We start from the raw sequence: 21,683 nt of genomic DNA on the forward strand, positions 1-21,683 counted from the left end.
TCATTCTTCTCCTTCTGTTGACCCTATAAAGACAGCTACTCTTTCAGGGTCCCTTTGTTGCAATCGCACTCCATTACCCTGGAGTTGCGTTATATGTTCAAGCTGTTTCTCTTTAATACGCTCTCCCTTAAGTATAAGCGGTATTCCCGGCGGATATGGGATAACGGCCTCTGCCGCTATATGTCCCGCTGCCTCGGTGATAGGCACATGCCTTGTTTCCAACTGATCCATTTTTGCATAAGGAATAGCCAGCTCTGTTATGGATTCAAGCCCCGTTAAAAACGGTACTATATCTATTGTATCATGCATTCGACTATTTTTTAATTGCTCATTCACTGTTTTTATTGCTTTTTTCAATGTTCCTGTTTGACTAAAAGGAGACAGCCCGTGAATAAATAAAATTTGATTGTCTGTTTGAAGCTCTGGGTAAATATTTTGTTCTTCAAACAGTTTTGCTACTTCATTGGCAGAATGTTTCACGTGTAACGTTATTTTTAATGGATCCTCTGCAGGGACAATGGACCAGTTTTCCGAATCCCCAAATAGTCTCTTTACTTCTTGGACACTTTTCATAACAGCGTCCACATTTTCTCTGGGCATAGTCGCTAGAAATGCTCTTGCAATATCTAGTGAGGCCATCAACGGGTAGGATGGGCTACTTGATTGCAAGAGTTGCAAGTAATGAGATAATCTCCCTCGCGACACCAAGGAAGAGTTGTGATGCAGGAAGGATGCCATCGTCATGGCTGGTGCCATCTTGTGTGCCGATTGAACAACAACATCTGCTCCTAAGCTAATAGCGGAAGCAGGAAAAGGGTTACCTAGAGAAAAATGCACGCCATGCGCCTCATCTACGAGTACAGGGATTTGATAATCATGTGCAAGTTCAATCATCTCTTTTAAGGGGTACGTTCCTCCGAAATAATCAGGGTATGTCAGCACCACTGCCTTCGCATCTGGATGTCTTTTCAAAGCTTCTTGTAATGTATCTTGCTCGGGGTTGGTGAAGCGACCGACACTTTCCTCATATGCGGGAGAAATAAAAATCGGATTAGCTCCCCTTAACTCTAAACCATTCATAATAGATTTATGGCTGTTTCGCTGAACAATAACTTTATCCCCGCGTGAACAAGCTGCCATAATCATGGCCAAATTCCCCGCTGTACTCCCTCCAACAAGGAAGTAGGTATGTTCCGCCTGAAAATAATCTGCAGCAAGACGTTCTGCTTCTGCGATAGGGCCTTCTGGGGCATGCAAGTCATCCAGTCCAGTCAGTTCTGTCATATCGAATTTTAATATTTCATTATAAAAGTCACTTGCCTTCTCTGGAAAAATGGTTCCATTTTTATGCCCTGGCACATGAAAGGAGACAGGGCTGTTCTTAGTGAATTGTTTTAATGCTTGGAATAAAGGGGTCAATTGCTGATCCATGATGAGATGCTCCTTCTTTTATTGTTTATGTAGGCCGAAAATCATTTCTATTTGTTCATGCTATTTTACTATAACAAAATGGCAAGCGCCTGTTTTTATGGAACGACGATTACCCCTCTAGTTAAACCATTAGGAAATAAAAAAAGTCTCTGCAAAAAGCAAAGACTTAGGTATCTATGAATATAGTTTTGGTTTGGTTGCATTCTTTAATTTTCTCACATAATAATTGTACTTTTCTTCTCGTGGCTCTGTATGAATCATATTATGCTCGCACTCTGTACAAATGAATGTCGTGTACAAATGGATCCCTCTAGCCTTTTCTTCCTCACAGATCCCACATCGTTGCGAATATGTTGTTTGTTCCATCTCCCCACCTCCGTTAGAAACTAGTATCTCCCAATCTAACGAAATATATACGAAAAATCTTTGAAAAAATGCGAAGCTATTAATCTGTTTTTCTAAGGAACCGTTTGGACAATTGAATGATATAGAAGATGTGAATACCTGCTCCCAAAACCCCAATAAAGAGGCTATTCATCAAATGGACGCCCTCTATAAGAAATAGCTTTGCCGGCCAAAAAGTTGGCAAGATACCACCAGCCCAGTTCCAGGGCTCTGAAACAAAATAGATGATGAATGGGACAAATACAACAAGACCGACACCTTTAGAGAGAGCTAACCCTTCTATTTTATTGGCAGCAATGGCAACAAGAAACAAACAGATAATCGGAGCCTCCATTGCCAGCATTACTGTTACCAACAGCTTATCTAAAATGGGTAAAGCAACAGGACTCGCCCACTCCAGATAAATATATCCATACAACACGGTTAACACTCCTGGTAATAACAAGCGATACAACAGGTAGCCCTGTTTGCTCAACGGCGTCACAGCAAAGTAGTCTATCATTTTGTCATCTCTTTCATCAAGCATAATAAAGCCTGCCATGATGCCTAGTAATAATGGAATTAATAGAATAAAGAAGCTCGCCAAGAGTCCATTATAGGCTCCTAACGCAAACTGTGCAGTAGCAAACGGCAATATGAAGCGAACAAGTAAGATGAGTAAGAGGGGGCCAATCAAGGAAATCAAAAGCATTGGATCCCTGTATATTTGCTTCATGTCCCCTTTTATTAAATGGAAGACGGACTTCATAATGTTTTCCCCTCACTTGCTTTACGTATAATCATGTTATAAAAAGATTTCCTTGCCCAAATAAATGCTATGACACCCCATGATAATAGCATTACCACAGAATATATTGCCTCCCACGTAGTAATCGAATGAAATCCTGAGCTGATCAAAAGAAGAGCACCTTTTGTTGGCAAAAGCATAAAAAGGAAATGGTCCATCCCTGTTATTTCTAGTAACGGAAGTAAAAATATCAGGCTGTAGATAGAGGACAGGAAAAAGAATCCATTTAGCGTATGGCAACGCACCGCTACCCCTAAACCAAAAATAGTGAAAAACATGGATGTTAAAAACACACCGACCAGAAACAGCACCAGATAATGAGATACACCAAAAACACTGATATGAATGATATAACTTGTTAGAACAGATAACACCGTTAGTGAAAGTGCTTTGGAGAAGATGTACTCTTCCACTTTGTACGGCGTAATGAATAGATTGTCTAAAATATTCTGGTTCTGTTCTAAAAGGACGAGCCCACCGATAAAGAAAAATCCTAATACACCAGGATCAGAAAATGTAATGAAGATCCCAGCAATTTCTCTATACTGTTCCGGGATCTGATGGAGCGCAATAATGTAAAACAGACTGACTAACATATAGACTGCATACAGTCCGTGACGAAATTGAATTTTTATATCATATAGAAAGGCTGCAGGAAATCTCATTTCAATCCTCTCCCTGTAACATTAATAAAGATGTCTTCGAGTGTTGCCTCCTGGGTATGGATCGTCTCCACATTATGTGTTTGGAGAATACCTAAAAAATCATGATTTGTCCCGATTCCTTGTAAGTCAAATTCACTTGTTACTAACTGATGATCCTTTCTGCGATACTCCAAGCGGACTTTTCTTTTATTATGAAGCACCCGTAAATTTCTAGGGGAATTAATCAATTCGATCTTTCCATCTACTATAAAAGCAACCCGATCACAAATCTCATCAGCAGTGCTCATATTGTGTGTGGTAATTAAAATCGTTTTCCCTTCTTCTTTTAAGCTTATAATTTTATCTTTTACTTTCTTAGCGTTAAGTGGATCCAATCCTGAAGTCGGCTCATCTAGAAAGAGGATATCCGGATTATTTAATAATGCACGACATAAATTCAACCTCATTTTCATTCCTTTAGAGTAAGCGGCCACTTTCATATGAGCGGACTCCATTAATCCCATTTCTGTAAGCAACTGCGCTGGTACAGCAGTATCCCCTGCATAGAGATTGCGGAATAAGGAGAGGTTTTCTATTGCCGTAAGCCGCTGATAGAAATTAGGAAATTCAAAAGCTACCCCAATCCTTTCATAATAGGAGCGCCTTACCTGGCTTACTTCCTGGTCAAAAATGTGAACCCCGCCCTGATAGTTTTTCAGCATTCCAATTAGTATTTTTTGGGCCGTACTTTTTCCCGCACCAGATGGACCAAGAAACCCAAAAATCTCCCCTTTCTTTATTGTAAAATCCATCCCTTTTAGGGTAGGCTCTTTACGACCTGGATAGGTGAAAAACAACTTTTCTACTTTTATCATCTAATCCACCTTCTTAATTAAGCCATTAGATATAAAGGTAAGGAGTAAGTCCATGGATTCTGCAAAATGCTCCTCACCAATCTGTTGCTTTTGGAGAAATAATAAGAAAACCATGCGCAGTAGTTGGATTACAACCTCAGATTGTTCCTCTACTATGACGTTTTCTCTTTGCAATTTTTCAACTAATGGTGTGAAGAAATCCACATCACTATTAACAAGGTGGGCTACTTTCTCCTCTGGTAATTTTCTTAATAGCGATTCCATGATTCCCTCGTCAAATAACTGGCGAATAAATGCATTAGTCTCCATTACAGAAAAAGCCTCCATTAAAAAGGATTTAAAGCTTTCTCTCGTGACATTCCCCGACTGGAAAAATGGTAGCACAAGTTGTTCTCTAATCTTTTCTTCTTCCTGCTCCAAGATCTCTAAATAAAGCACTTCTTTGCTTTCATAAAAATTGTAGAAAGAACCTTGCGCTATCCCGACTGATTTCGTGATATCCGAAATACTCGTTTTCTTCAGTCCTTGTTTCACAAACAAGTCCCTTCCTTTTGTAAGAAGATCTTGTTGAATCCATTCCTTTTCCCTTTGCCCAAACTTTGGCATCCCAACATCTCCTTGTTTTTGAATATATGAATAAAATTATTTTATATTCATATATTAATCAAAATCGTTACGTTGGTCAAGCCATTTACGGCATTAAAAAACTCGCATTCGCTTGTCTTTTAGAGAATGTGTACATTTTTTATACTTGGGTCTACAAAATTTTAGCTACGTCCCCATTGCTTCCTAGCTGAGATTTAATAGTTTCCTACAGTGAAATAAAAACTGCCATAGGGGATAACTCGTCCCAATGGCAGTTTTTTATATGTGGTAGGCATTATGGAAGAATAAATAAGTGAATAGCTGCTAGGGAGGCCATTCCAAACAATCCTAAAAATCCGGATACAACTACTGTGAATACGTTAATTGGAATGTGTAACCCCATTGCTCCACCGAACACATTGAAAAAAAACAAAAATAAAATCCCAATTCCTAATTTTACTGTCCCCTGCGCCAAAAAACGCATTGGCTTAATGGGGGCCCCTACCAGTAACAAAACAATGATAAGTGCAATCATTACTGTTATAACCACTGTAGAACTCATCCAAATCCCCTCCTTGTCCCCTTTCTTGAAATGCAAGAAAGTATAAAATAAACGCCGTTATCTAGCTCGCTACTACACCAAATACTCGGCGCCCCCTAATTGCCTGCGATAAAGAAGACTTACCGACTGTCCTTCGCCAGAGTTTCCGTCGCCCTAATGCTTGTCTGGAAGGCGAAAGTCATCATCACTTCGTTTCCTCTCACTTGGACTCTGCGCTTTTCTTATTTTTATGAAGAAAAGAAAGAAAAAAGAACATTAGTTAGAAAAACTCATGTTTGCTCGTCTTCCAAATATGCGGATGCGCTGGATTTTCTGAGTCGGATAGTCATGAACACTTGTTGTGTCGTGGCACGATGAGGGCACCTGTGGGGCTCTATTTCTTTCTCCAGAAATAAGCGATAAACTCATCAATTTCTTCTGTATTCTGAACCGTAAACTCTTCAAATCCTGGAAATTTAATGGTAGGAATTCAATTACACGCATCTCCTTTTTGTTTGGTTGTTTGAACTGCACCCAGTTTAACAAATAATGAGCTTGCGTGATTTTTTTTATATTCAGAAGATTATCCTCTCCCCAACAAATATTTTAGAGCCATATTTTCCGAAACATTGAAGAACCCCAACATACATTAGAAACTCAAAATAAAAATACCTGCCATTGTGGAATGGCAGGTATTTCGTCTTTTAATAAATTCGAAGGTTTCCTAGCATGAATTAATGATTTTTTACAACTTCATGACCTCGGACATTCCAAGTGATTGCAAACAATACTACTGCAAGCGCACAAGAAACTGTTAATAACATGAAACCAGCATCCCAGCTGAAGTGCTGAACTACAAAGCCCATAATTGCATTTGCTGATACAGCACCACCGATATAACCAAAGAAGCCAGTTAATCCAGCAGCAGTACCAGCAGCTTTTTTAGGTACAAAATCGAGAGCTTGTAAGCCAATTAGCATAACAGGACCATAAATCAAGAAACCAATGGCGATTAATGCAATATTGTCTACAAGTGGGTTACCAGCAGGATTGAACCAGTACACAAGAACTGCGACTAGCACGCCGATCATAAACACAACACCAGCTGGTCCGCGACGGCCTTTAAAGACTTTATCGGAAATATAACCACATAACAGCGTACCAGGAATTCCTGCCCACTCATATAGGAAGTAAGCAATTCCGGACTCACTCATATTAAAACCTTTTTCTTCACTTAAATAGGTTGGAGCCCAATCCAACACGCCATAACGTACAAAATAAACAAAAATATTAGCAATAGCAATAGCCCAAACCCATTTATTATTTAGTACATATTTGAATAGAATTTCTTTTGTAGTTAGTTCTGTTTCAAATATTTTTTTGGATTTACTTGGATAATCATCTCGATGTTCTTCAATTGGAGGCAAACCTTCTGATTGTGGAGTATCTCGAATCAATGCAAAAGCAATAATTGCAACTACGACAGCGACTAACGCTGGTAAAATAAATACTCCTTCATAGCCTATAAAGGTTGCACCAAAATAGGTTGTGGCAAGCGATACACCACCAATAGCCAATGGAGCCATAAGTCCTCCACCCACATTGTGTGCCACATTCCAAATAGCGGTCTTACCACCACGTTCACTCACACTAAACCAATGTACAAGAACACGTCCAGAAGGCGGCCAGCCCATCCCTTGAACCCAACCGTTAAGGAATAACATAATAAACATAATGGTGATGGTTGATGTGAAAAAAGGAATAAATCCCATTAATAAATTTATAATTGCCGACAAAATTAAACCAGTGACTAGAAAAACTCTAGCATTACTTCGATCTGAGATCGTTGCCATAACAAATTTACTTATTCCATAGGCAATGGAAATAGCAGATAAAGCTAGACCTAATTCACCCTTTGAGAAACCTTCTTCTGTAAGATAAGGCATAGCAAGTGAAAAGTTCTTCCGAATTAAATAATAAGCTGCATAACCAATGAATATTCCCATAAAGACTTGAAATCTAAGTTTTTTATACTCAGCATCTATCTTATCCTCTGGTAATCTTTCTTTGGCTGAAGCAGGTTTAAAAAATTTCAACATAAAAGCCCCTCCTTGTTGTATATAAAAATAGAAAACAAACTCTCAAAAAATCCATTAAAATAATGGTTAACTAACCCTCCTTCGTTAGTAAAGCTGAAGTCGCTAGATAAGTAGATAGGATTTCACACAAAAAAGCCATACTAAAACATATACATCCCAAAAGGAATGTATATAAATAGTATAGTCTCCTCGTCTCCGCCACCTCTTAACTTGTAGAATTAAGAATAAATGATTTTTTAAAAAATGTCAACGCTTACAATGAAACATTATAAATAGAAATAGAATTCCTTCTTGATAGACATAGATTCATTGTCTACACTAAAAATCAGTCTATAAATCTATAAAAGCATGCACCCTTCTGTATATAGAGTAATAAATCAACTAGGTTATAGAATGGTTTTGTAGAATGAGAAAAATCTCTTTACAAAAAAAGATACTAGTCTTCATAATTAGTCTAATTTTATTTGTTATTATTGCTATTACAGCCATAAATAGCTATCTTGAGTCTAAGGAAGTAGAGGAACAAATGGGGGAAAGAGCTATACAGGCTGCTCGAACTATTTCTTTCAACACAAATAAGCGATAAACTCCATCTATTTCTTCTGTATGCTGAACCGTAAACCCTTCAATTCCTGGTAATTTAACGGTAGAATTCAATTACATGTTTCTCCTTTTTGTTTGGTTGTTTGAACTGCACCCAGTGTAACAAATAAGGAGCTTGCGTGCTTTTTATTTATATTCAGAAGATTATCCTCACTCCACCAAATATTTTAGAACCAAAAAAGGCAAGGGAACACAATAGGTTCCCTTGCCTTTTTGGAATAGAAATGTAAAGAAATTTTGCTCTTAGAAATTCTCTGTGGTTAGCGGAAACTCATGGCACTAACTTTACGATGCCTTGCCTCACGGAGTAAAAATAAATAATTCGCTTGAGCAAGTGCTTCTCTATTTACCGCGTGTACCGGTCGATCAATGCTTTGTTCTAGCAAAGAAGAGATGTGCTTCCATTCGTTTTCCAATTTGAATATTGAATCTAATAATTGCTCATCCATATCGCTTTTTTTAATTTTTTTGGCCATGTGTCCCACCTAATCCCTACAAATCTCTTCTACCTTCCAACGCTTTTGATAGTGTTACTTCATCTGCATATTCCAAATCCCCACCGACTGGAAGACCGTGCGCGATACGAGTTGTTCGTACCCCTGATGGCTTTACTAGACGGGAGATATACATCGCCGTTGCCTCTCCCTCGATATTTGGGTTAGTGGCAAGAATCAGTTCTTTTACCTCTTCGTCTTTAAGGCGATTAATTAAATCTGGTACGTTAATATCCTCTGGGCCAATTCCGTCCATTGGAGAAATAGCGCCATGAAGGACATGGTATTTACCGTGGAACTCCTTCATCTTTTCCATTGCTATCACATCTTTAGGATCTTGAACTACACAGATGATGGACGCGTCCCTTGATGTATCCTGACAGATGGAACATGGATCTTGATCCGTAATATGCCCACACACAGAACAATGCGTTAGTTCACGCTTGGCATTTACGAGAGCCTTGGCAAAGTCCATTACGTCGTCCTCTTTCATATTCAAAACAAAAAATGCCAGTCGGACAGCAGTCTTAGGTCCAATCCCCGGCAATTTTGTAAAACTGTCAATAAGTTTAGATATTGGTTCTGGATAGTACATCATTTTCCTCCTAGAAGCGACACAAGCAAGGGCCTAGACTAACATTGCTATCCACCCACTTGCTATTAAGCCCAGCATGCTGCCTCCCCGCTTCACAGGTGGCAGCGCTGATGTGAAACTAGAACATTCCTGGCATATTCAACCCTTTGGTGAATTGTCCCATCGTGTCATTCGTTTTATCTTCAATTTGCTTAATTACATCGTTTGTTGCTGCAAGGATGAGATCTTGTAGCATATCAATATCATCTGGATCTACAACTTCTTCCTTAATCTGTACATCCGTAATTTCTTTTTTACCATTTGCAGTAACAGTAACCATTCCCCCACCTGCTGATGCCTCAAACGTCATTTCATGGAGTTCATCCTGTGCCTGCATCATTTTTTTCTGCATTTTTTGCATTTGTTTCATCATTCCGCCCATATTTCCCATACCTTTCATGGAAAACGCCTCCTTTAAATTAAACTTAGCATTATTTTACCAAACTTTAGTAAAGCTAATCATGTATTTCAATCAGATCATCTCCAACAAGCTTTCGTGCCTCTTCCACCAGTGGATCAACCTGTTGTTCCTCAGACTCGTTGCTTTTTTCTTGGTTATTTATATAATCTGTTCTAATTTCCGACCAATTCAATTCGGGAATAGGAATAATAGTCAGCTGCTTGTTCAGTACACTTGCAAGTACTGATTCGACCGTCTCCCGGTTATCAAGAAATAAGGAACAGTGAATCTCATACTTAAATGCCACAATTATCGCCTGATCTGATGCTGCTACAGGCTTACTATCCTGTATTGTAGCATGTGCAGGAGCATTTGATGACTTAAGCTTCGAAAGAAAGTTTGCCCACTGACCGTGCACATTTTTCAATGCGGCTTTTTCCGCCTGCTTTAACACATCACGAATGCGCTCATTCGGAATTTTATAGCTATTTTTCGTTGCCCTTGCCTGTGGTCTGCGCTGCTCTCTTGGAGCGGCAGCTTGCACAGCTGCTTGTGGGTTTTGTTTTAAAGCAGCTACTTCTTTTTCTAGCGCTGATAGCTTACTGGTCAGTTTCATGACGGCTTCGGAATCCTCGTTTCTTTCCGTTACCGTTGCTGCTTCAGTTTGCTGTTGTCCGTTTGTAAGAGACAGGACTGCTATTTCAATAAACACCTTGGGACTGTTCGTCCACTTCATCTCTTGCTGGCATTGATTTAGTTCCATGATTGCCTGTTGTACCCATTGGACCGACACAGCTTCTGCCAAAGAAGTAAAGCTTTCATCTGTCCTCGCCCTCTCCAGTAACCCTTCAAGCGATGGAGCACTCTTAAATAGCAGGAGATCACGCAAGAAGTAAATCATGTCATAGACAAAACGGCCTGGATCTTTACCACGACTTATCAATTCATCCAATTGTTTTAATGCATGTTGGACGTTTTTTTCGTGCATGGATTGTACCATATCCGTTAAAATCTGTTGCGAAACACCGCCAGTAACTGCGAGGACATCCTCCAGTTCAACCTTTTCTTCACTATAGGAAATTGCCTGATCTAGTATACTTAGCGCATCACGCATTCCGCCTTCTGCTGCAAGTGCCACTGTTTCCATTGCTTCCTGAGAAACAGAAATACCTTCTGCATCGATAATCGACTGCATACGCTCCACAATCGCTGCATTGGAAATTGGCTTAAAGTCGAACCGTTGGCACCTTGAGAGAATCGTTAATGGAATCTTATGTGGCTCTGTTGTCGCAAGAATAAAGACAACGTGCTTTGGTGGTTCTTCCAATGTTTTCAATAAGGCATTAAAAGCATTCGTAGAGATCATATGCACTTCATCAATAATATATACTTTATAGGGAACAGAGCTGGAAGCGTACTTCACCTTATCCCGTATGTCACGAATATCCTCCACACTTGTGTTGGAGGCCGCGTCAATTTCAATTACATCCGAAATCGACCCATCCTGAATTCCGCGGCATGCCGCACATTCATTACAAGGTTCCTTTGCGGGCGCTTGTTCACAGTTTATCGTTTTGGCGAAAATTTTTGCAGCACTCGTTTTCCCCGTTCCACGTGGGCCCGAGAATACATAAGCATGCGAAAACTTCTCCTGGACAATCGCATTTTGCAATGTACGTGTAATATGTGTTTGTCCGACTACGTCCTGAAATTTTCTAGGACGCCAAACGCGATATAATGCCTGATAGCTCATAATACAAAATCCCCTCTATGATCTCTTTCTAATTATACTCTATTTACAGGGTGAATGTGAACCGTAGCTTGTTACAGTTTTAACAAAAATTATGTGTGCAAGACAAAAGGTTATACTGTCTAGCCACAAGCCTCCCGGTTACTGCATGATTGAAGTTCTTCTGCCCCCTAATAATAGGGAACAAAAAAGATTAGTGCGTACGTAAATTCTCTATATAAAGTCTATTCTGTTTTGCCTGCTTGCTATTTTCCTTTATAATAAATAAGAAACAAGTATGAAGGAGAATTGATATGAGTCTATTAAATGATATCTTATCCTATAATGAAGAATTTGTAGAAAAAAAGGAATATGAAGCATACCAGAAAGGCAAGGTTCCCAATAAACGCTTACTAATCTTATCATGTATGGATACACGATTAGTCGAACTTTTACCAAAGGCAATGAATGTTGGGAATGGGGACGTGAAAATCTTAAAAACAGCAGGCGCGCTTGTCTCCCACCCCTTCGGCAGTATTATGCGGAGTATTTTAGTTGGTGTCTATGAACTTGGCATTGACGAAATATGTGTAGTAGGACACCATGATTGCGGGATGTCCGGGATCAAAGTAGACGCTACACTACAGAAAATGAAAGAGCGTGGTGTGACAGAAGAGAAACTGGATACACTCGCATTTTCCGGTATTGACTTTGAACAATTCCTACAAGGTTTTGATAAAGTAGAGGACAGTGTTAAACACAGTGTTTCCACTGTACATAACCATCCACTGCTGCCAACTGATGTACCCGTACACGGACTTGTAATCAATCCGGATACAGGAAAGCTTGATCTTGTCGTTGATGGATATGCAACTAAATAAAAAGAAAAGCCTTCAGCCCTTAATGGACTGAAGGCTTTCTTTATATGTATGCCGTGCACCCACCGTCGATTTGACGGCCCTATGCGTTACCTAAGTTCATGGCTCGGCCCAGGCTTCCCCGCGGCACACGGAGATAACCACTTACTGCTGCTTCCTTCCGGACCTGACAGAATTCATGGGTCTCTGTTGCGCAGGACCTGGACGTCAACACCACTCCCTTAGGGCAGACCATAAAGTCGCCAAACCTTGGGTGGGAATTCGGCCTCGCTATAGCGGATTGCGAGTACAGGGCACCGCTACCTCCCCGCTTAGCACGACATTAACTATTATAACGACTTTTTTAGTAGAATGCAATGATTGTCCCATACAAAAATATGGGAATAAAAGCTGGAGGCGGTTTTAGTCAGACAACGACCCATCCCCAATTTTTCTTTGCCTCCGTAGATCACGAAAGAAATCACGTAAAAGGGAGCCACATTCCTCTTCCAAAATACCACCTGCCACCTCGACTTGGTGGTTAAATCGTTTTTCATCTAATAAATTCATAAGGGTTCCAGCACATCCCGCCTTTGGATCTGGCGCCCCATATACCACTCGCTTTATTCTTGATTGTACAATTGCCCCAGCACACATCGGACATGGTTCTAACGTGACATAGAGTGTGCAGTCCTCTAGGCGCCAGCTCCCTATCTTTTTATTCGCTTCCTCAATCGCAAATAATTCTGCATGCGATAGCGTAGTTTGGGATGCCTCCCGTTCATTATAACCAGTGGCAATGACTTCATCTCGAAAAACAATTACAGCGCCGATCGGAACTTCTTTTTTCGCACCTGCTTTTTTCGCTTGTATAATTGCCTGTTTCATAAAATGATCGTCCATCTTCATACATGACACCTTCTTAAGTTTGAATTAGTTCAAATAGGTAATAAATAGAATATGACGTTAAAAAGGAGCTGCTAGCATGGAAACGCCACAAAATGATACTGCTGTATTATTTGTAGATATTATAAATCATTTTGATTTTGATGGTGGAGATGACTTACTCGCCAATACTAAAGAAATTTTACCGAACATGAAAAGGCTTCGTCAATATGCGAAGGATCATGACTTGCCTCTTATTTATATAAATGATCACTATGGCTTATGGCAGGCTGACTTTAAAAAAGTAACAGACTACTGTAAGAATGAGAAGAGCCAAGAAGTGATTGATGCGATTGGTCCAGATGATGACGACTATTTTCTTATTAAACCACAGCATTCGGCCTTTTTCCAAACCCCTCTCCAATCGCTTTTAACAGAGCTCGGAAAAACCAAATTAATTATATCCGGTATTGCAGGGGATATTTGTATTTTGTTTACAGCCAAGGATGCCTATATGTATAAATTTGATTTAAAAATACCAAAAAATTGTATGGCCTCTGAGAATAAGCAAACAAACGACTATGCCCTTTACCTCATGGAGTCTGTAATGAAAGCAGATATTGATACTTTCTAATGACATAAAACGAACCCTTCCTTCATAATTTGTAAGTAGGACATCTATGAAGGAGGGATTTTTTATGCAAATTCACGTGGTCGAACAAGGACAGACCTTATACGAAATAGCAAATACATATAGTACTTCTGTAACTGCAATTTCACAAGCGAACGAACTAGACGCTCCAGATAGCCTTGTAGTAGGTCAGGCATTAGTCATTCCTATTATAGGTCGATTTTATTTTGTACAGCAAGGTGACAGCTTGTACTCGATCGCACAGCAATTCAATATGTCACCAGAGGAGCTAGCACGTATTAACCAATTTCCAATTGGAAACATTCTCCCTGTTGGGTATCGACTTTACATCCCCCAGCAGCCTCGAAGATCCATTCAATCCGCTGCATACATTGAGCCAATGGGCGACACAGTTTCACAGACATTAAAAAATGCCGCAACTAAAAATTCTCCATACCTAACATACCTTTCTATTTTCAGTTATAACGTGAATCGAGATGGAACGCTAACACCCCCGCCACTTAATGGGCTAGCAGCAATTGCGGAAGAAAATAATACCGCACTCATGCTTGTTTTAACCAATCTTGAAGAGGGATCATTCAGCGCGGAGCTTGGTCATATTATTTTGACAGTGCAGGCAGTGCAAAATACCTTACTGGATAACATTATGAATGCTGCTGAAGAAGGTGGATATACGGATATTCACTTTGATTTTGAATTTCTCCGTGCAGATGACAGGGAAGCATATAACGCCTTTTTAAGAAAGGCAAAGGAGCGCTTCTCCCAGGCTGGCTTAATGCTATCTACAGCCCTTGCACCCAAAACCAGTGGAACACAGTCAGGGCAATGGTATGAAGCCCATGATTACGCTGCCCATGGAGAAATTGTTGATTTTGTTGTTCTCATGACTTATGAATGGGGATATAGCTATGGTCCTCCACTAGCAGTTTCACCACTCAACGAAGTAAGACGTGTGGTAGAATATGCCCTAACTGTAATGCCCTCTGAAAAAATTATGCTCGGTCAAAATTTATATGGGTATGACTGGACACTTCCTTATGAAGAAGGGGGAGAAGCAGCTCGCGCTGTAAGTCCGCAACAAGCTATAACCATCGCGCGGGAAAATAATGCTGAGATTCAATTTGACTCGGGTTCCCAGGCTCCATTTTTCATATACACAGATGGCGAGGGAAATCAGCATGAGGTGTGGTTTGAGGACGCTCGATCCATTCAAGCAAAATTCAACTTAATTAAAGAACTAAACCTACGAGGAATCGCATATTGGAAACTAGGGCTAGCATTCCCGCAAAATTGGTTGTTACTAAACGACCAATTCGAAGTAGAAAAGCTCGTTTAGGTATAGTAATGAAAATGTGCCAACTAAGCAAAGACTTTTTTACATTAAAAAGCCGAATGGTCATTCGAATTTTGGATAGATATCGAATGCCTCATTCGGCTTTTCCTTATATTTAGAAGTTTTTAAACCCAATTCAGCGTCTTTTCTGTAACGCTAAATTAGTACGTCGTTTCTAATATCCCATTACCTTATTTTAAAAGATTTAGGGATTCACGGTTAAATGCCGGGATATCATCAGGCTGACGGCTTGTTACAAGCTGATTTTGGCAAACTACTACTTCTTCGTCAACTACTGTTGCGCCAGCATATTCCATATCAACTTGAATGGATTTAAAGCCTGTCGCTTTACGTCCCTCTAAAGTCTTCGCTGTAATAAGCAACTGCGGACCATGACAGATTGCAAATACTGGTTTCTTTTCATCCATAAAATGCTTCGCAAACTTCACAAAGCGATCATCTGCACGTAATTGGTCTGGTGAAAAACCACCTGGAATGAATAACGCATCGAAATCACTTGGGTTTACATCATCAATACCATAATCAACGCTTAAGCTTTCTTTATTATTCTTTCCTGTTACTTTTGCGCCTTTTTCTTTTTCAATGGTAACCACTTCATGGCCAGCATCTTTAAATGCTTTAGCTGGATCTGTATATTCTACATCCTCAAACATGTTTGTAATCACTGTTGCGATTTTTTTACCCATGAAATATCCGCTCCTTTTAGTAGTATTACATAAATAAGTGTTCCCACTTTCCAGAAAATAAAACATCCTAGTCCTTCTAGGAAAAATTGAAAAGACCACGAAACGTTACTGCTTCGCGGTCTTTTCTGCAAAGATGCCTTTTAAAAGCTATCTTTAAATAGATTATTCTTCTAAGGTTGATGTGTCCCCTGTTGGAAGACCCAGTTCCCAAGACTTCAGAAGTCGACGCATAATTTTACCGCTTCTCGTTTTAGGGATAGCATCCTTCACTTCTATTTCTCTTGGTGCAGCATGGGCACTTAGCCCATTTTTTACAAATTTACGAATGTCTTCAAGCAATTCGTCCGACTCCGTATAGCCATTGTTCAACGTGATAAAGGCTTTAATTATCTCTCCACGTTCAGGATCTGGTTTCCCTATTACGCCTGCTTCCGCAATCGCCTCATGTTCAATGAGCTTGCTTTCTACTTCGAATGGTCCAACGCGTTCACCCGAGGTATTAATCACATCATCCAAGCGACCTTGGAACCAGAAATAGCCGTCCTCATCCTTATACGCACTATCCCCGGAAACATACCACCCATTTATAAAATAGCTTTCATACTTGCTTTGGTTATTCCAAATTGCCCGCATCATAGATGGCCATCCTTGTTTAATCGCAAGGTTGCCCATTTGTTTTGGTGGGAGCTCATTCCCTTCGTTATCGACAATGGAAGCTTCAATTCCTGGTACAGGTTTACCCATCGACCCTGGTCGGATTTCCTCTGATGGAATATTGGCAACCAACATGGCACCCGTCTCTGTCATCCACCATGTGTCGTGAATCCGCAGGTCAAATGCCTTGAGCCCCCATGTAACAACTTCAGGGTTTAGCGGTTCACCCACACTTAAAATATGACGCAGCGAGGATAAAGCAAACTTATTGGCTACCTCTGCTCCTGCACTCACAAGCATGCGCAGAGCTGTTGGGGCAGTATACCAGACACTCACTTCATGATTTTGAATTGTTCCATACCAATCCTCTGGGGAAAATCTCCCTCCCCTAATAACATTGGTAACGCCATGTAGCCATGGTGCAAAGATGCCATAGCTTGTGCCTGTAACCCAACCAGGGTCAGCCGTACACCAGTATATATCATCCTGCTTCAGATCAAGCACCCATTCTGCCGTAGCGTAATGTTGAATCATGGCATTATGCACATGGTAGACCCCTTTTGGCTTACCAGTTGATCCGGAGGTGTAATGCAATAGCATGCCATCCTCTAAATCTACCCACTCAATTGAAAATTCGTCAGATGCTTGCTTCATTTCTGCCTCGTAGTCAACAAATACAGAAGAGCTTTCTTTACCATTGCCTACAAGCACAATTTTTTCCAAGCTCGGTAAATCATCCTGTGGAACACGTTCCAATAAATCAGGCGTCGTAATCAATACCCTCGCTTCACTATCTTGTAGTCTATCCCGAACAGCTTGCTCCATAAATGCTTCAAATAAAGGTCCTGCTATTGCACCAACCTTCAAAATACCGAAGAAAGCAGCATAAAATTCAGGACTACGCGGCATAAAGAGAAAGACGCGGTCTCCTTTATTAACATCATGTTTTTTCAGGACATTTGCAAAACGGTTACTTTGATTACGTAAATCTTGAAAGGTTAACTTCTCCTCCCTGCCCGGAGCAGAATATAAAAGAGCGGTCTTGTTTTTCTTTTCTGGGTTCTCCGCATGACGATCAATGGCTTCATAAGCTGCATTGACCTTACCCGTTTCATTCCAGGAAAAGTTCTCTTTTACCTTATCCCAAGAAAAATTTTCTTTCACCTGCTTGTAATCTTTTAAATTGTGATCCCCTTCTCTTGACGGTACTTTCTGCATATCCATCCAATCACCTCAGCATTCTGTTTTTTGTAAACGATTGCATTTTAACGATCCGAATTGTTCAAAGATTTAGGTAACTAATCCTATTTTAGACTATATGGAAAAAATTTTAAAGTGATTAGATATAAGAATACGAGAATTAGTCCAGAAGAAGGAGAAACTTGTGTATAAGCAAGATAATATAGCAGCACTCTTTGTAAAAAAAGCATCTATCGCGATTGCGATAGATGCTTCTTTCGTCAGGTAAGATTAGCCTTTTCTTCTTTTCTTCGTTCATTCTCGGAAATAATGTAGGCACACGCTGCATCACCTGTAATATTAAGCGATGTCCGTAACATATCAAGTAGACGATCAACTCCAATTATGAGAGCAATCCCTTCTACAGGAAGGTTGACTTGGTTTAAAACCATCGCTAACATGACAAGCCCAACGCCCGGCACACCAGCTGTACCGATGCTTGCCAGTGTTGCTGTTAAGATGATCATTACAATATCACTTACACCAAGCGATGTTGCGTAAACCTGTGCGATAAACACTGTAGCTACTGCCTGCATAATCGCCGTGCCATCCATGTTTATTGTTGCACCTAATGGCTGGACAAAGCTACTGACAGATTTTCTAACACCTAGGTTTTCCTGAGCAGTCTTCATGGCAACAGGTAGGGTTGCACTGGAGCTGGATGTACTAAAACCAAGAGACATCGCAGGGAAAAATCCTTTATAAAATTTCAACGGACTTCCCTTTCCAATCCCCCAAATAGCAAGACTGTAGGTAATTGCGCCATGCAGTATGAGTGCGAGAATTACAGCGACCATATACATGACCATTGGCCCAAGAGCATTCAGTCCCGCATCCCCAATGGCAGAAGCAATAAGAGCAAACGCCCCATATGGAGCTAGTTTCATAATCGCATTAACAAGAAAGATTAATAGATCGTTAGCCTGTTCAAACAGACGATAGATTCCAATTGTTTTCTCACCCAATACTGCAAGTGCCACCCCGATGAAGATAGCAAATGCGATAATCTGCAGCATATTCCCTGAGGTCATCGCTTCTATTGGGTTCTGAGGGATAATGTTAACCAATGTATCCATAATTGGTGGTGCTTCCTGAGACTCGTACTCTACATTACTCGTATCGAACGTCCCAGCTTTTCCTGGCTCCAGAATATAGGCGATACCAAGCCCAATAATTAAGGCGATAGCTGTTGTAACCATATAGAAAAGAATTGTCTGTATACCAATTTTCCCTAACTTTGCCGGATCACCAAGACCAGCAGTACCTAGTACAATGGACACAAATACAATTGGAACGACAATCATCATAATTAAGTTTAAAAATATTTGACCTACAGGGCCTAATAAGTAAGTATCTAGTGGACCATATAGAGATGATGGTGCAAAGCTTAGACCAATTCCCGTAATAACACCGAGAATAAGCGCAATAATAATTTTTTTTGTTAGACTCATAGCCTTAATTCCTTTCTATGTTTTATTCTTTTGTTGTATAACTTGGAATGTTTAGGTCTGTGTGGGAGATTGCTAGAAATGATAAAAATAGATTTGGAATACATGTGCAGGATTGAACCTATTGTATAAAGCATAGACTACCAGTATATGTTATTTTATCATATTTTTATTCAATCGAAAATGGTAATATAACCCCATATTTCGTAACGAAAATGTAACGAATTGGTGGGTGAAATTAAAATGCCCGGAATAACTTTATGCAAAGAAGGCACTTGTATATGTTAGAATTATTAGATAATAAGAGGGGGGGATGGGAATGAGTGATGATAAGGAAACTCCTGAAAGAAGGAGAGAAAGAATAAGACAGGAAGAATTAAAGAGACCTTCTAGCAGTATTCATGGAAGTGTTCTTTCAGATTTAGTTGGTGCTCTAGGCTGGAAGGGGACTTTACTCCTCATCATCCTGATGATAATTGGCTTTTTCGTCGTAGCGATATTTGTTAATTAATACCTTCATTATCTTATGTTAAAAGAGATGATCTATTACGTGCTTTTAAAAGAAAAGAAGATAAACATACCTGTCCACAACAAAGCGAAATCTCCATCTTGAATACTCATAGAGAGCAAGGAATGGAGATTTAACCAAATTAGTGTTCTAAGTAGGAATATCTTTATGAATTAATTCTCTTCAAAAAGAATTAATTATTATTCTTAAACTCTATACCCAAGTATGAAAGTGCATCCTTTACTGTAGTCATTACTGGAATAGAGGCCAAATTTAGATTAAGATTTGTTGCTAACATGGCTAACTCAGGTCGTAGCCCTGTGATAATGGTTTGCACGCCAAGCAGAGATAGTACCTTGTTTATTTTAAAAAGTTGATCTGCCACCACATTATCAAGATTATAGATACCAGAGAAATCAATAATTAAAGAACTTATATTTTGATCTTGAACCTTTGATGGTACAATATCTACTAGCTGTCTTGCTCTTTGGTCATCAAAACTGCCTGCTAATGGGAGAATTGCTAATCCGTTAAGTAATGGTACAAGGGTTGCAGATAATTCATTTACTTGTGCCGTCATTTCTATTTGCCTCTGATCAGCTTTTTTTCGTTCTGTAATGTCTCTTACATATGTTTGTATAGCTCTTTTACCCTCGACTACTATAGGGTGACAATATAGTTCAACCTCCACTGTCGTTCCGTTATTTCTATAAACAGTTTCCTCAATAACATCTGCCGGGCGCCCATAGGCAGATTGTATTCTATTTCTAATCGAGTCCTTTGAAGTCTCTTTGAATATGTCTAACGGACTAGACCCGATAATCTCATTTTTAGTGGCACCGAAAAGTTCTGCTGCCGCTCGATTTATGTACATAATTTGATAATCAGTATGGATGATAAGAGGATCCAAAGAGTACTCTATCACCTCAAGATAGTCGATTTCTGATATTTTGTTACTCATGATATTCCCTCCCAAAACAACTGCTTTTAAATTTAGCCAAGTACTATAATGAATCTGTTCATTATATCAAAGAATATTTACTAATGACATTATTAGAGAGCGTCTGATTTAATAGAAACATACTAAATTCCTAAGCCCTAGGCTCTCTATGCTTATATTGCTTAATGCGGTTTACCTTGTTTAGAAAACACAAAAACCCCCTTTCCATTAAAAACGGAAAGAGGGAGCTAAGTATCCATTAAACTAGTAATGCCCCCGGCAGGATTCGAACCTGCGACACACGGTTTAGGAAACCGATGCTCTATCCCCTGAGCTACGAGGGCCCGGTGGACCCGGGTCATGCCGATGTTTCCCCATGACGGGGCGTTCTTAGTCGGCGTTCCTTAAAACGGGCGCTAAGTTTTACACGGTACAAATCATTATACAAAATGGAGGGCAATTTGAAAAGCATAACATTTTTTTCACATGGTATGGGCTACCGTTGTGTGGTAAAATATAATACATCTTGTTCAATGGAATATGGATTGGAGGAATAGCCATGTCAGGAGTTCCTTTTATCGCAATAGAAGGACCAATCGGGATTGGAAAGACATCCCTAGCTAAAAAACTTTCTGTTCATTATGACTTTCACTTATTAAAGGAAATTGTTGAGGAAAACCCTTTTCTCGGTAAATTCTATGATGATATTGACGAGTGGAGCTTTCAAACAGAAATGTTTTTTTTATGCAATCGATTTAAACAGCTCGAAGATATCGAGAAAAAGTTTTTAAACCAGGACAAAGCCGCTGTAGCGGATTATCATATATCGAAAAACATGATCTTTGCAAAGCGTACTTTACAGCCAGATAAGTTTGAGAAATATGAACAAATATATCATATTTTGACTCGCGATATGCCTGTGCCTAACATGATGATTTATCTGCATGCGAGTTTGGATACCATTCTCGAACGTATCCGGATGCGTGGACGGGATATTGAACAGAACATTAAAGCATCCTATCTTGCACAACTTGCACAGGACTATGAGGACTATATGAATGAATTTGAAATACTTCATCCAGATATCCCCGTGATTCGAATTGATGGAGACAAGGTTGATTTTGTAAAGCATCAGCATGATTTGGATGGAATTATAGAGCAGGTCGATAAACAACTGCAGAGCTTCCGTGCAATGAGACGATAGGTGAACAGCGTAAATAAGAAAAAAGGGGA

At 39.8% G+C, this 21,683-nt stretch carries 23 protein-coding genes, 1 tRNA gene and 1 other RNA gene; 5 read left to right on the plus strand and 20 right to left on the minus strand.

Annotated elements, in window-relative coordinates:
* From K3T81_RS16060 to dnaX, 13 genes are all read right to left on the minus strand, one after another.
* Positions 1 to 1,431 carry an aminotransferase class I/II-fold pyridoxal phosphate-dependent enzyme gene (locus K3T81_RS16060; RefSeq protein ID WP_238021028.1) on the minus strand — a complete coding sequence of 477 codons (1,431 nt, stop codon included), beginning with the start codon at positions 1,429 to 1,431 and terminating at the stop codon, positions 1 to 3.
* Positions 1,432 to 1,605: 174 nt separating this feature from the next.
* Positions 1,606 to 1,797: a sigma factor G inhibitor Gin gene (locus K3T81_RS16065; RefSeq protein WP_036578170.1), complete on the minus strand. Its 192-nt coding sequence runs from the start codon at positions 1,795 to 1,797 to the stop codon at positions 1,606 to 1,608.
* A gap of 79 nt (positions 1,798 to 1,876) precedes the next feature.
* Complete coding sequence (locus K3T81_RS16070) at positions 1,877 to 2,584, minus strand: hypothetical protein (protein ID WP_238021029.1); 708 nt, start codon at positions 2,582 to 2,584, stop codon at positions 1,877 to 1,879.
* Complete coding sequence (locus K3T81_RS16075; protein WP_238021030.1) at positions 2,581 to 3,288, minus strand: fluoroquinolone export ABC transporter permease subunit; 708 nt, start codon at positions 3,286 to 3,288, stop codon at positions 2,581 to 2,583. Before K3T81_RS16075 ends, K3T81_RS16070 begins: the two co-directional genes overlap by 4 nt.
* Positions 3,285 to 4,142: an ABC transporter ATP-binding protein gene (locus K3T81_RS16080; RefSeq protein WP_238021031.1), complete on the minus strand. Its 858-nt coding sequence runs from the start codon at positions 4,140 to 4,142 to the stop codon at positions 3,285 to 3,287. The genes K3T81_RS16075 and K3T81_RS16080 overlap by 4 nt, the downstream gene beginning before the upstream one ends.
* Positions 4,143 to 4,748: a TetR/AcrR family transcriptional regulator gene (locus K3T81_RS16085; protein ID WP_238021032.1), complete on the minus strand. Its 606-nt coding sequence runs from the start codon at positions 4,746 to 4,748 to the stop codon at positions 4,143 to 4,145.
* A gap of 274 nt (positions 4,749 to 5,022) precedes the next feature.
* Positions 5,023 to 5,289 carry a pro-sigmaK processing inhibitor BofA family protein gene (locus tag K3T81_RS16090; protein WP_106895356.1) on the minus strand — a complete coding sequence of 89 codons (267 nt, stop codon included), beginning with the start codon at positions 5,287 to 5,289 and terminating at the stop codon, positions 5,023 to 5,025.
* Positions 5,290 to 6,002: 713 nt separating this feature from the next.
* Positions 6,003 to 7,367: a glycerol-3-phosphate transporter gene (gene glpT / locus K3T81_RS16095; RefSeq protein ID WP_238021033.1), complete on the minus strand. Its 1,365-nt coding sequence runs from the start codon at positions 7,365 to 7,367 to the stop codon at positions 6,003 to 6,005.
* A gap of 495 nt (positions 7,368 to 7,862) precedes the next feature.
* Positions 7,863 to 8,024, minus strand: coding sequence for a hypothetical protein (locus K3T81_RS16100; protein ID WP_238021034.1), 162 nt, complete (start codon positions 8,022 to 8,024; stop codon positions 7,863 to 7,865).
* Positions 8,025 to 8,230: 206 nt separating this feature from the next.
* Positions 8,231 to 8,446 (minus strand): YaaL family protein, encoded by a 216-nt coding sequence (locus K3T81_RS16105; RefSeq protein ID WP_106895355.1) that lies wholly within the window; start codon positions 8,444 to 8,446, stop codon positions 8,231 to 8,233.
* Positions 8,447 to 8,462: 16 nt separating this feature from the next.
* The gene (gene recR / locus K3T81_RS16110; RefSeq protein ID WP_036578160.1) at positions 8,463 to 9,059 is read right to left on the minus strand and encodes a recombination mediator RecR; all 597 of its coding nucleotides are present in this window, start codon (positions 9,057 to 9,059) and stop codon (positions 8,463 to 8,465) included.
* 118 nt (positions 9,060 to 9,177) lie between these two features.
* Positions 9,178 to 9,498, minus strand: coding sequence for a YbaB/EbfC family nucleoid-associated protein (locus K3T81_RS16115; protein ID WP_036578159.1), 321 nt, complete (start codon positions 9,496 to 9,498; stop codon positions 9,178 to 9,180).
* A gap of 55 nt (positions 9,499 to 9,553) precedes the next feature.
* Positions 9,554 to 11,251, minus strand: coding sequence for a DNA polymerase III subunit gamma/tau (gene dnaX / locus K3T81_RS16120; protein WP_238021035.1), 1,698 nt, complete (start codon positions 11,249 to 11,251; stop codon positions 9,554 to 9,556).
* A gap of 290 nt (positions 11,252 to 11,541) precedes the next feature.
* Between dnaX and K3T81_RS16125 the strand changes: the two genes are divergently transcribed.
* On the plus strand, positions 11,542 to 12,108 hold the full coding sequence (locus tag K3T81_RS16125; protein ID WP_238021036.1) for a beta-class carbonic anhydrase: 567 nt from the start codon (positions 11,542 to 11,544) through the stop codon (positions 12,106 to 12,108).
* A gap of 51 nt (positions 12,109 to 12,159) precedes the next feature.
* Here K3T81_RS16125 and ffs read toward each other — a convergent pair.
* Positions 12,160 to 12,425: signal recognition particle sRNA large type (gene ffs / locus K3T81_RS16130), an RNA gene on the minus strand.
* Positions 12,426 to 12,507: 82 nt separating this feature from the next.
* Positions 12,508 to 12,993, minus strand: a complete 486-nt coding sequence (tadA, locus tag K3T81_RS16135; protein WP_161464940.1) for a tRNA adenosine(34) deaminase TadA — start codon at positions 12,991 to 12,993, stop codon at positions 12,508 to 12,510.
* Between the two features lie 76 nt (positions 12,994 to 13,069).
* Here tadA and K3T81_RS16140 point away from each other — a divergent pair, with 76 nt between their 5' ends.
* Both K3T81_RS16140 and K3T81_RS16145 read left to right on the plus strand, forming a co-directional pair.
* A complete protein-coding gene (locus K3T81_RS16140; protein WP_106895351.1) occupies positions 13,070 to 13,603 on the plus strand; it encodes a cysteine hydrolase family protein in 534 nt (177 codons plus the stop codon).
* 64 nt (positions 13,604 to 13,667) lie between these two features.
* Entirely contained in the window at positions 13,668 to 14,957 is a 1,290-nt protein-coding gene (locus K3T81_RS16145; RefSeq protein ID WP_238021037.1) for a glycoside hydrolase family 18 protein, read from the plus strand.
* 188 nt (positions 14,958 to 15,145) lie between these two features.
* Here K3T81_RS16145 and K3T81_RS16150 read toward each other — a convergent pair whose 3' ends face one another.
* From K3T81_RS16150 to K3T81_RS16160, 3 genes are all read right to left on the minus strand, one after another.
* On the minus strand, positions 15,146 to 15,661 hold the full coding sequence (locus K3T81_RS16150) for a type 1 glutamine amidotransferase domain-containing protein (RefSeq protein WP_238021038.1): 516 nt from the start codon (positions 15,659 to 15,661) through the stop codon (positions 15,146 to 15,148).
* A gap of 162 nt (positions 15,662 to 15,823) precedes the next feature.
* Complete coding sequence (acsA, locus tag K3T81_RS16155) at positions 15,824 to 17,539, minus strand: acetate--CoA ligase (RefSeq protein WP_238021039.1); 1,716 nt, start codon at positions 17,537 to 17,539, stop codon at positions 15,824 to 15,826.
* A gap of 236 nt (positions 17,540 to 17,775) precedes the next feature.
* On the minus strand, positions 17,776 to 19,005 hold the full coding sequence (locus K3T81_RS16160) for a dicarboxylate/amino acid:cation symporter (RefSeq protein ID WP_106895348.1): 1,230 nt from the start codon (positions 19,003 to 19,005) through the stop codon (positions 17,776 to 17,778).
* A 316-nt stretch (positions 19,006 to 19,321) separates the two neighbouring features.
* On the opposite strand from K3T81_RS16160, the gene K3T81_RS16165 reads away from it, so the two are divergent.
* Positions 19,322 to 19,513 (plus strand): DUF6366 family protein, encoded by a 192-nt coding sequence (locus K3T81_RS16165; protein ID WP_238021040.1) that lies wholly within the window; start codon positions 19,322 to 19,324, stop codon positions 19,511 to 19,513.
* A gap of 190 nt (positions 19,514 to 19,703) precedes the next feature.
* Here the strand turns inward: K3T81_RS16165 and K3T81_RS16170 are convergent, their stop codons facing one another.
* Both K3T81_RS16170 and K3T81_RS16175 read right to left on the minus strand, forming a co-directional pair.
* Positions 19,704 to 20,471 carry a PAS domain S-box protein gene (locus K3T81_RS16170; RefSeq protein ID WP_238021041.1) on the minus strand — a complete coding sequence of 256 codons (768 nt, stop codon included), beginning with the start codon at positions 20,469 to 20,471 and terminating at the stop codon, positions 19,704 to 19,706.
* A 250-nt stretch (positions 20,472 to 20,721) separates the two neighbouring features.
* Positions 20,722 to 20,794: transfer RNA gene (locus K3T81_RS16175), tRNA-Arg, on the minus strand.
* Positions 20,795 to 21,009: 215 nt separating this feature from the next.
* Between K3T81_RS16175 and K3T81_RS16180 the strand changes: the two genes are divergently transcribed.
* Entirely contained in the window at positions 21,010 to 21,654 is a 645-nt protein-coding gene (locus K3T81_RS16180) for a deoxynucleoside kinase (RefSeq protein WP_238021042.1), read from the plus strand.
* Positions 21,655 to 21,683 lie beyond the last annotated feature (29 nt).

Source organism: Oceanobacillus jordanicus, assembly GCF_022095695.1.
GTDB lineage: Bacteria > Bacillota > Bacilli > Bacillales > Amphibacillaceae > Oceanobacillus_B > Oceanobacillus_B jordanicus.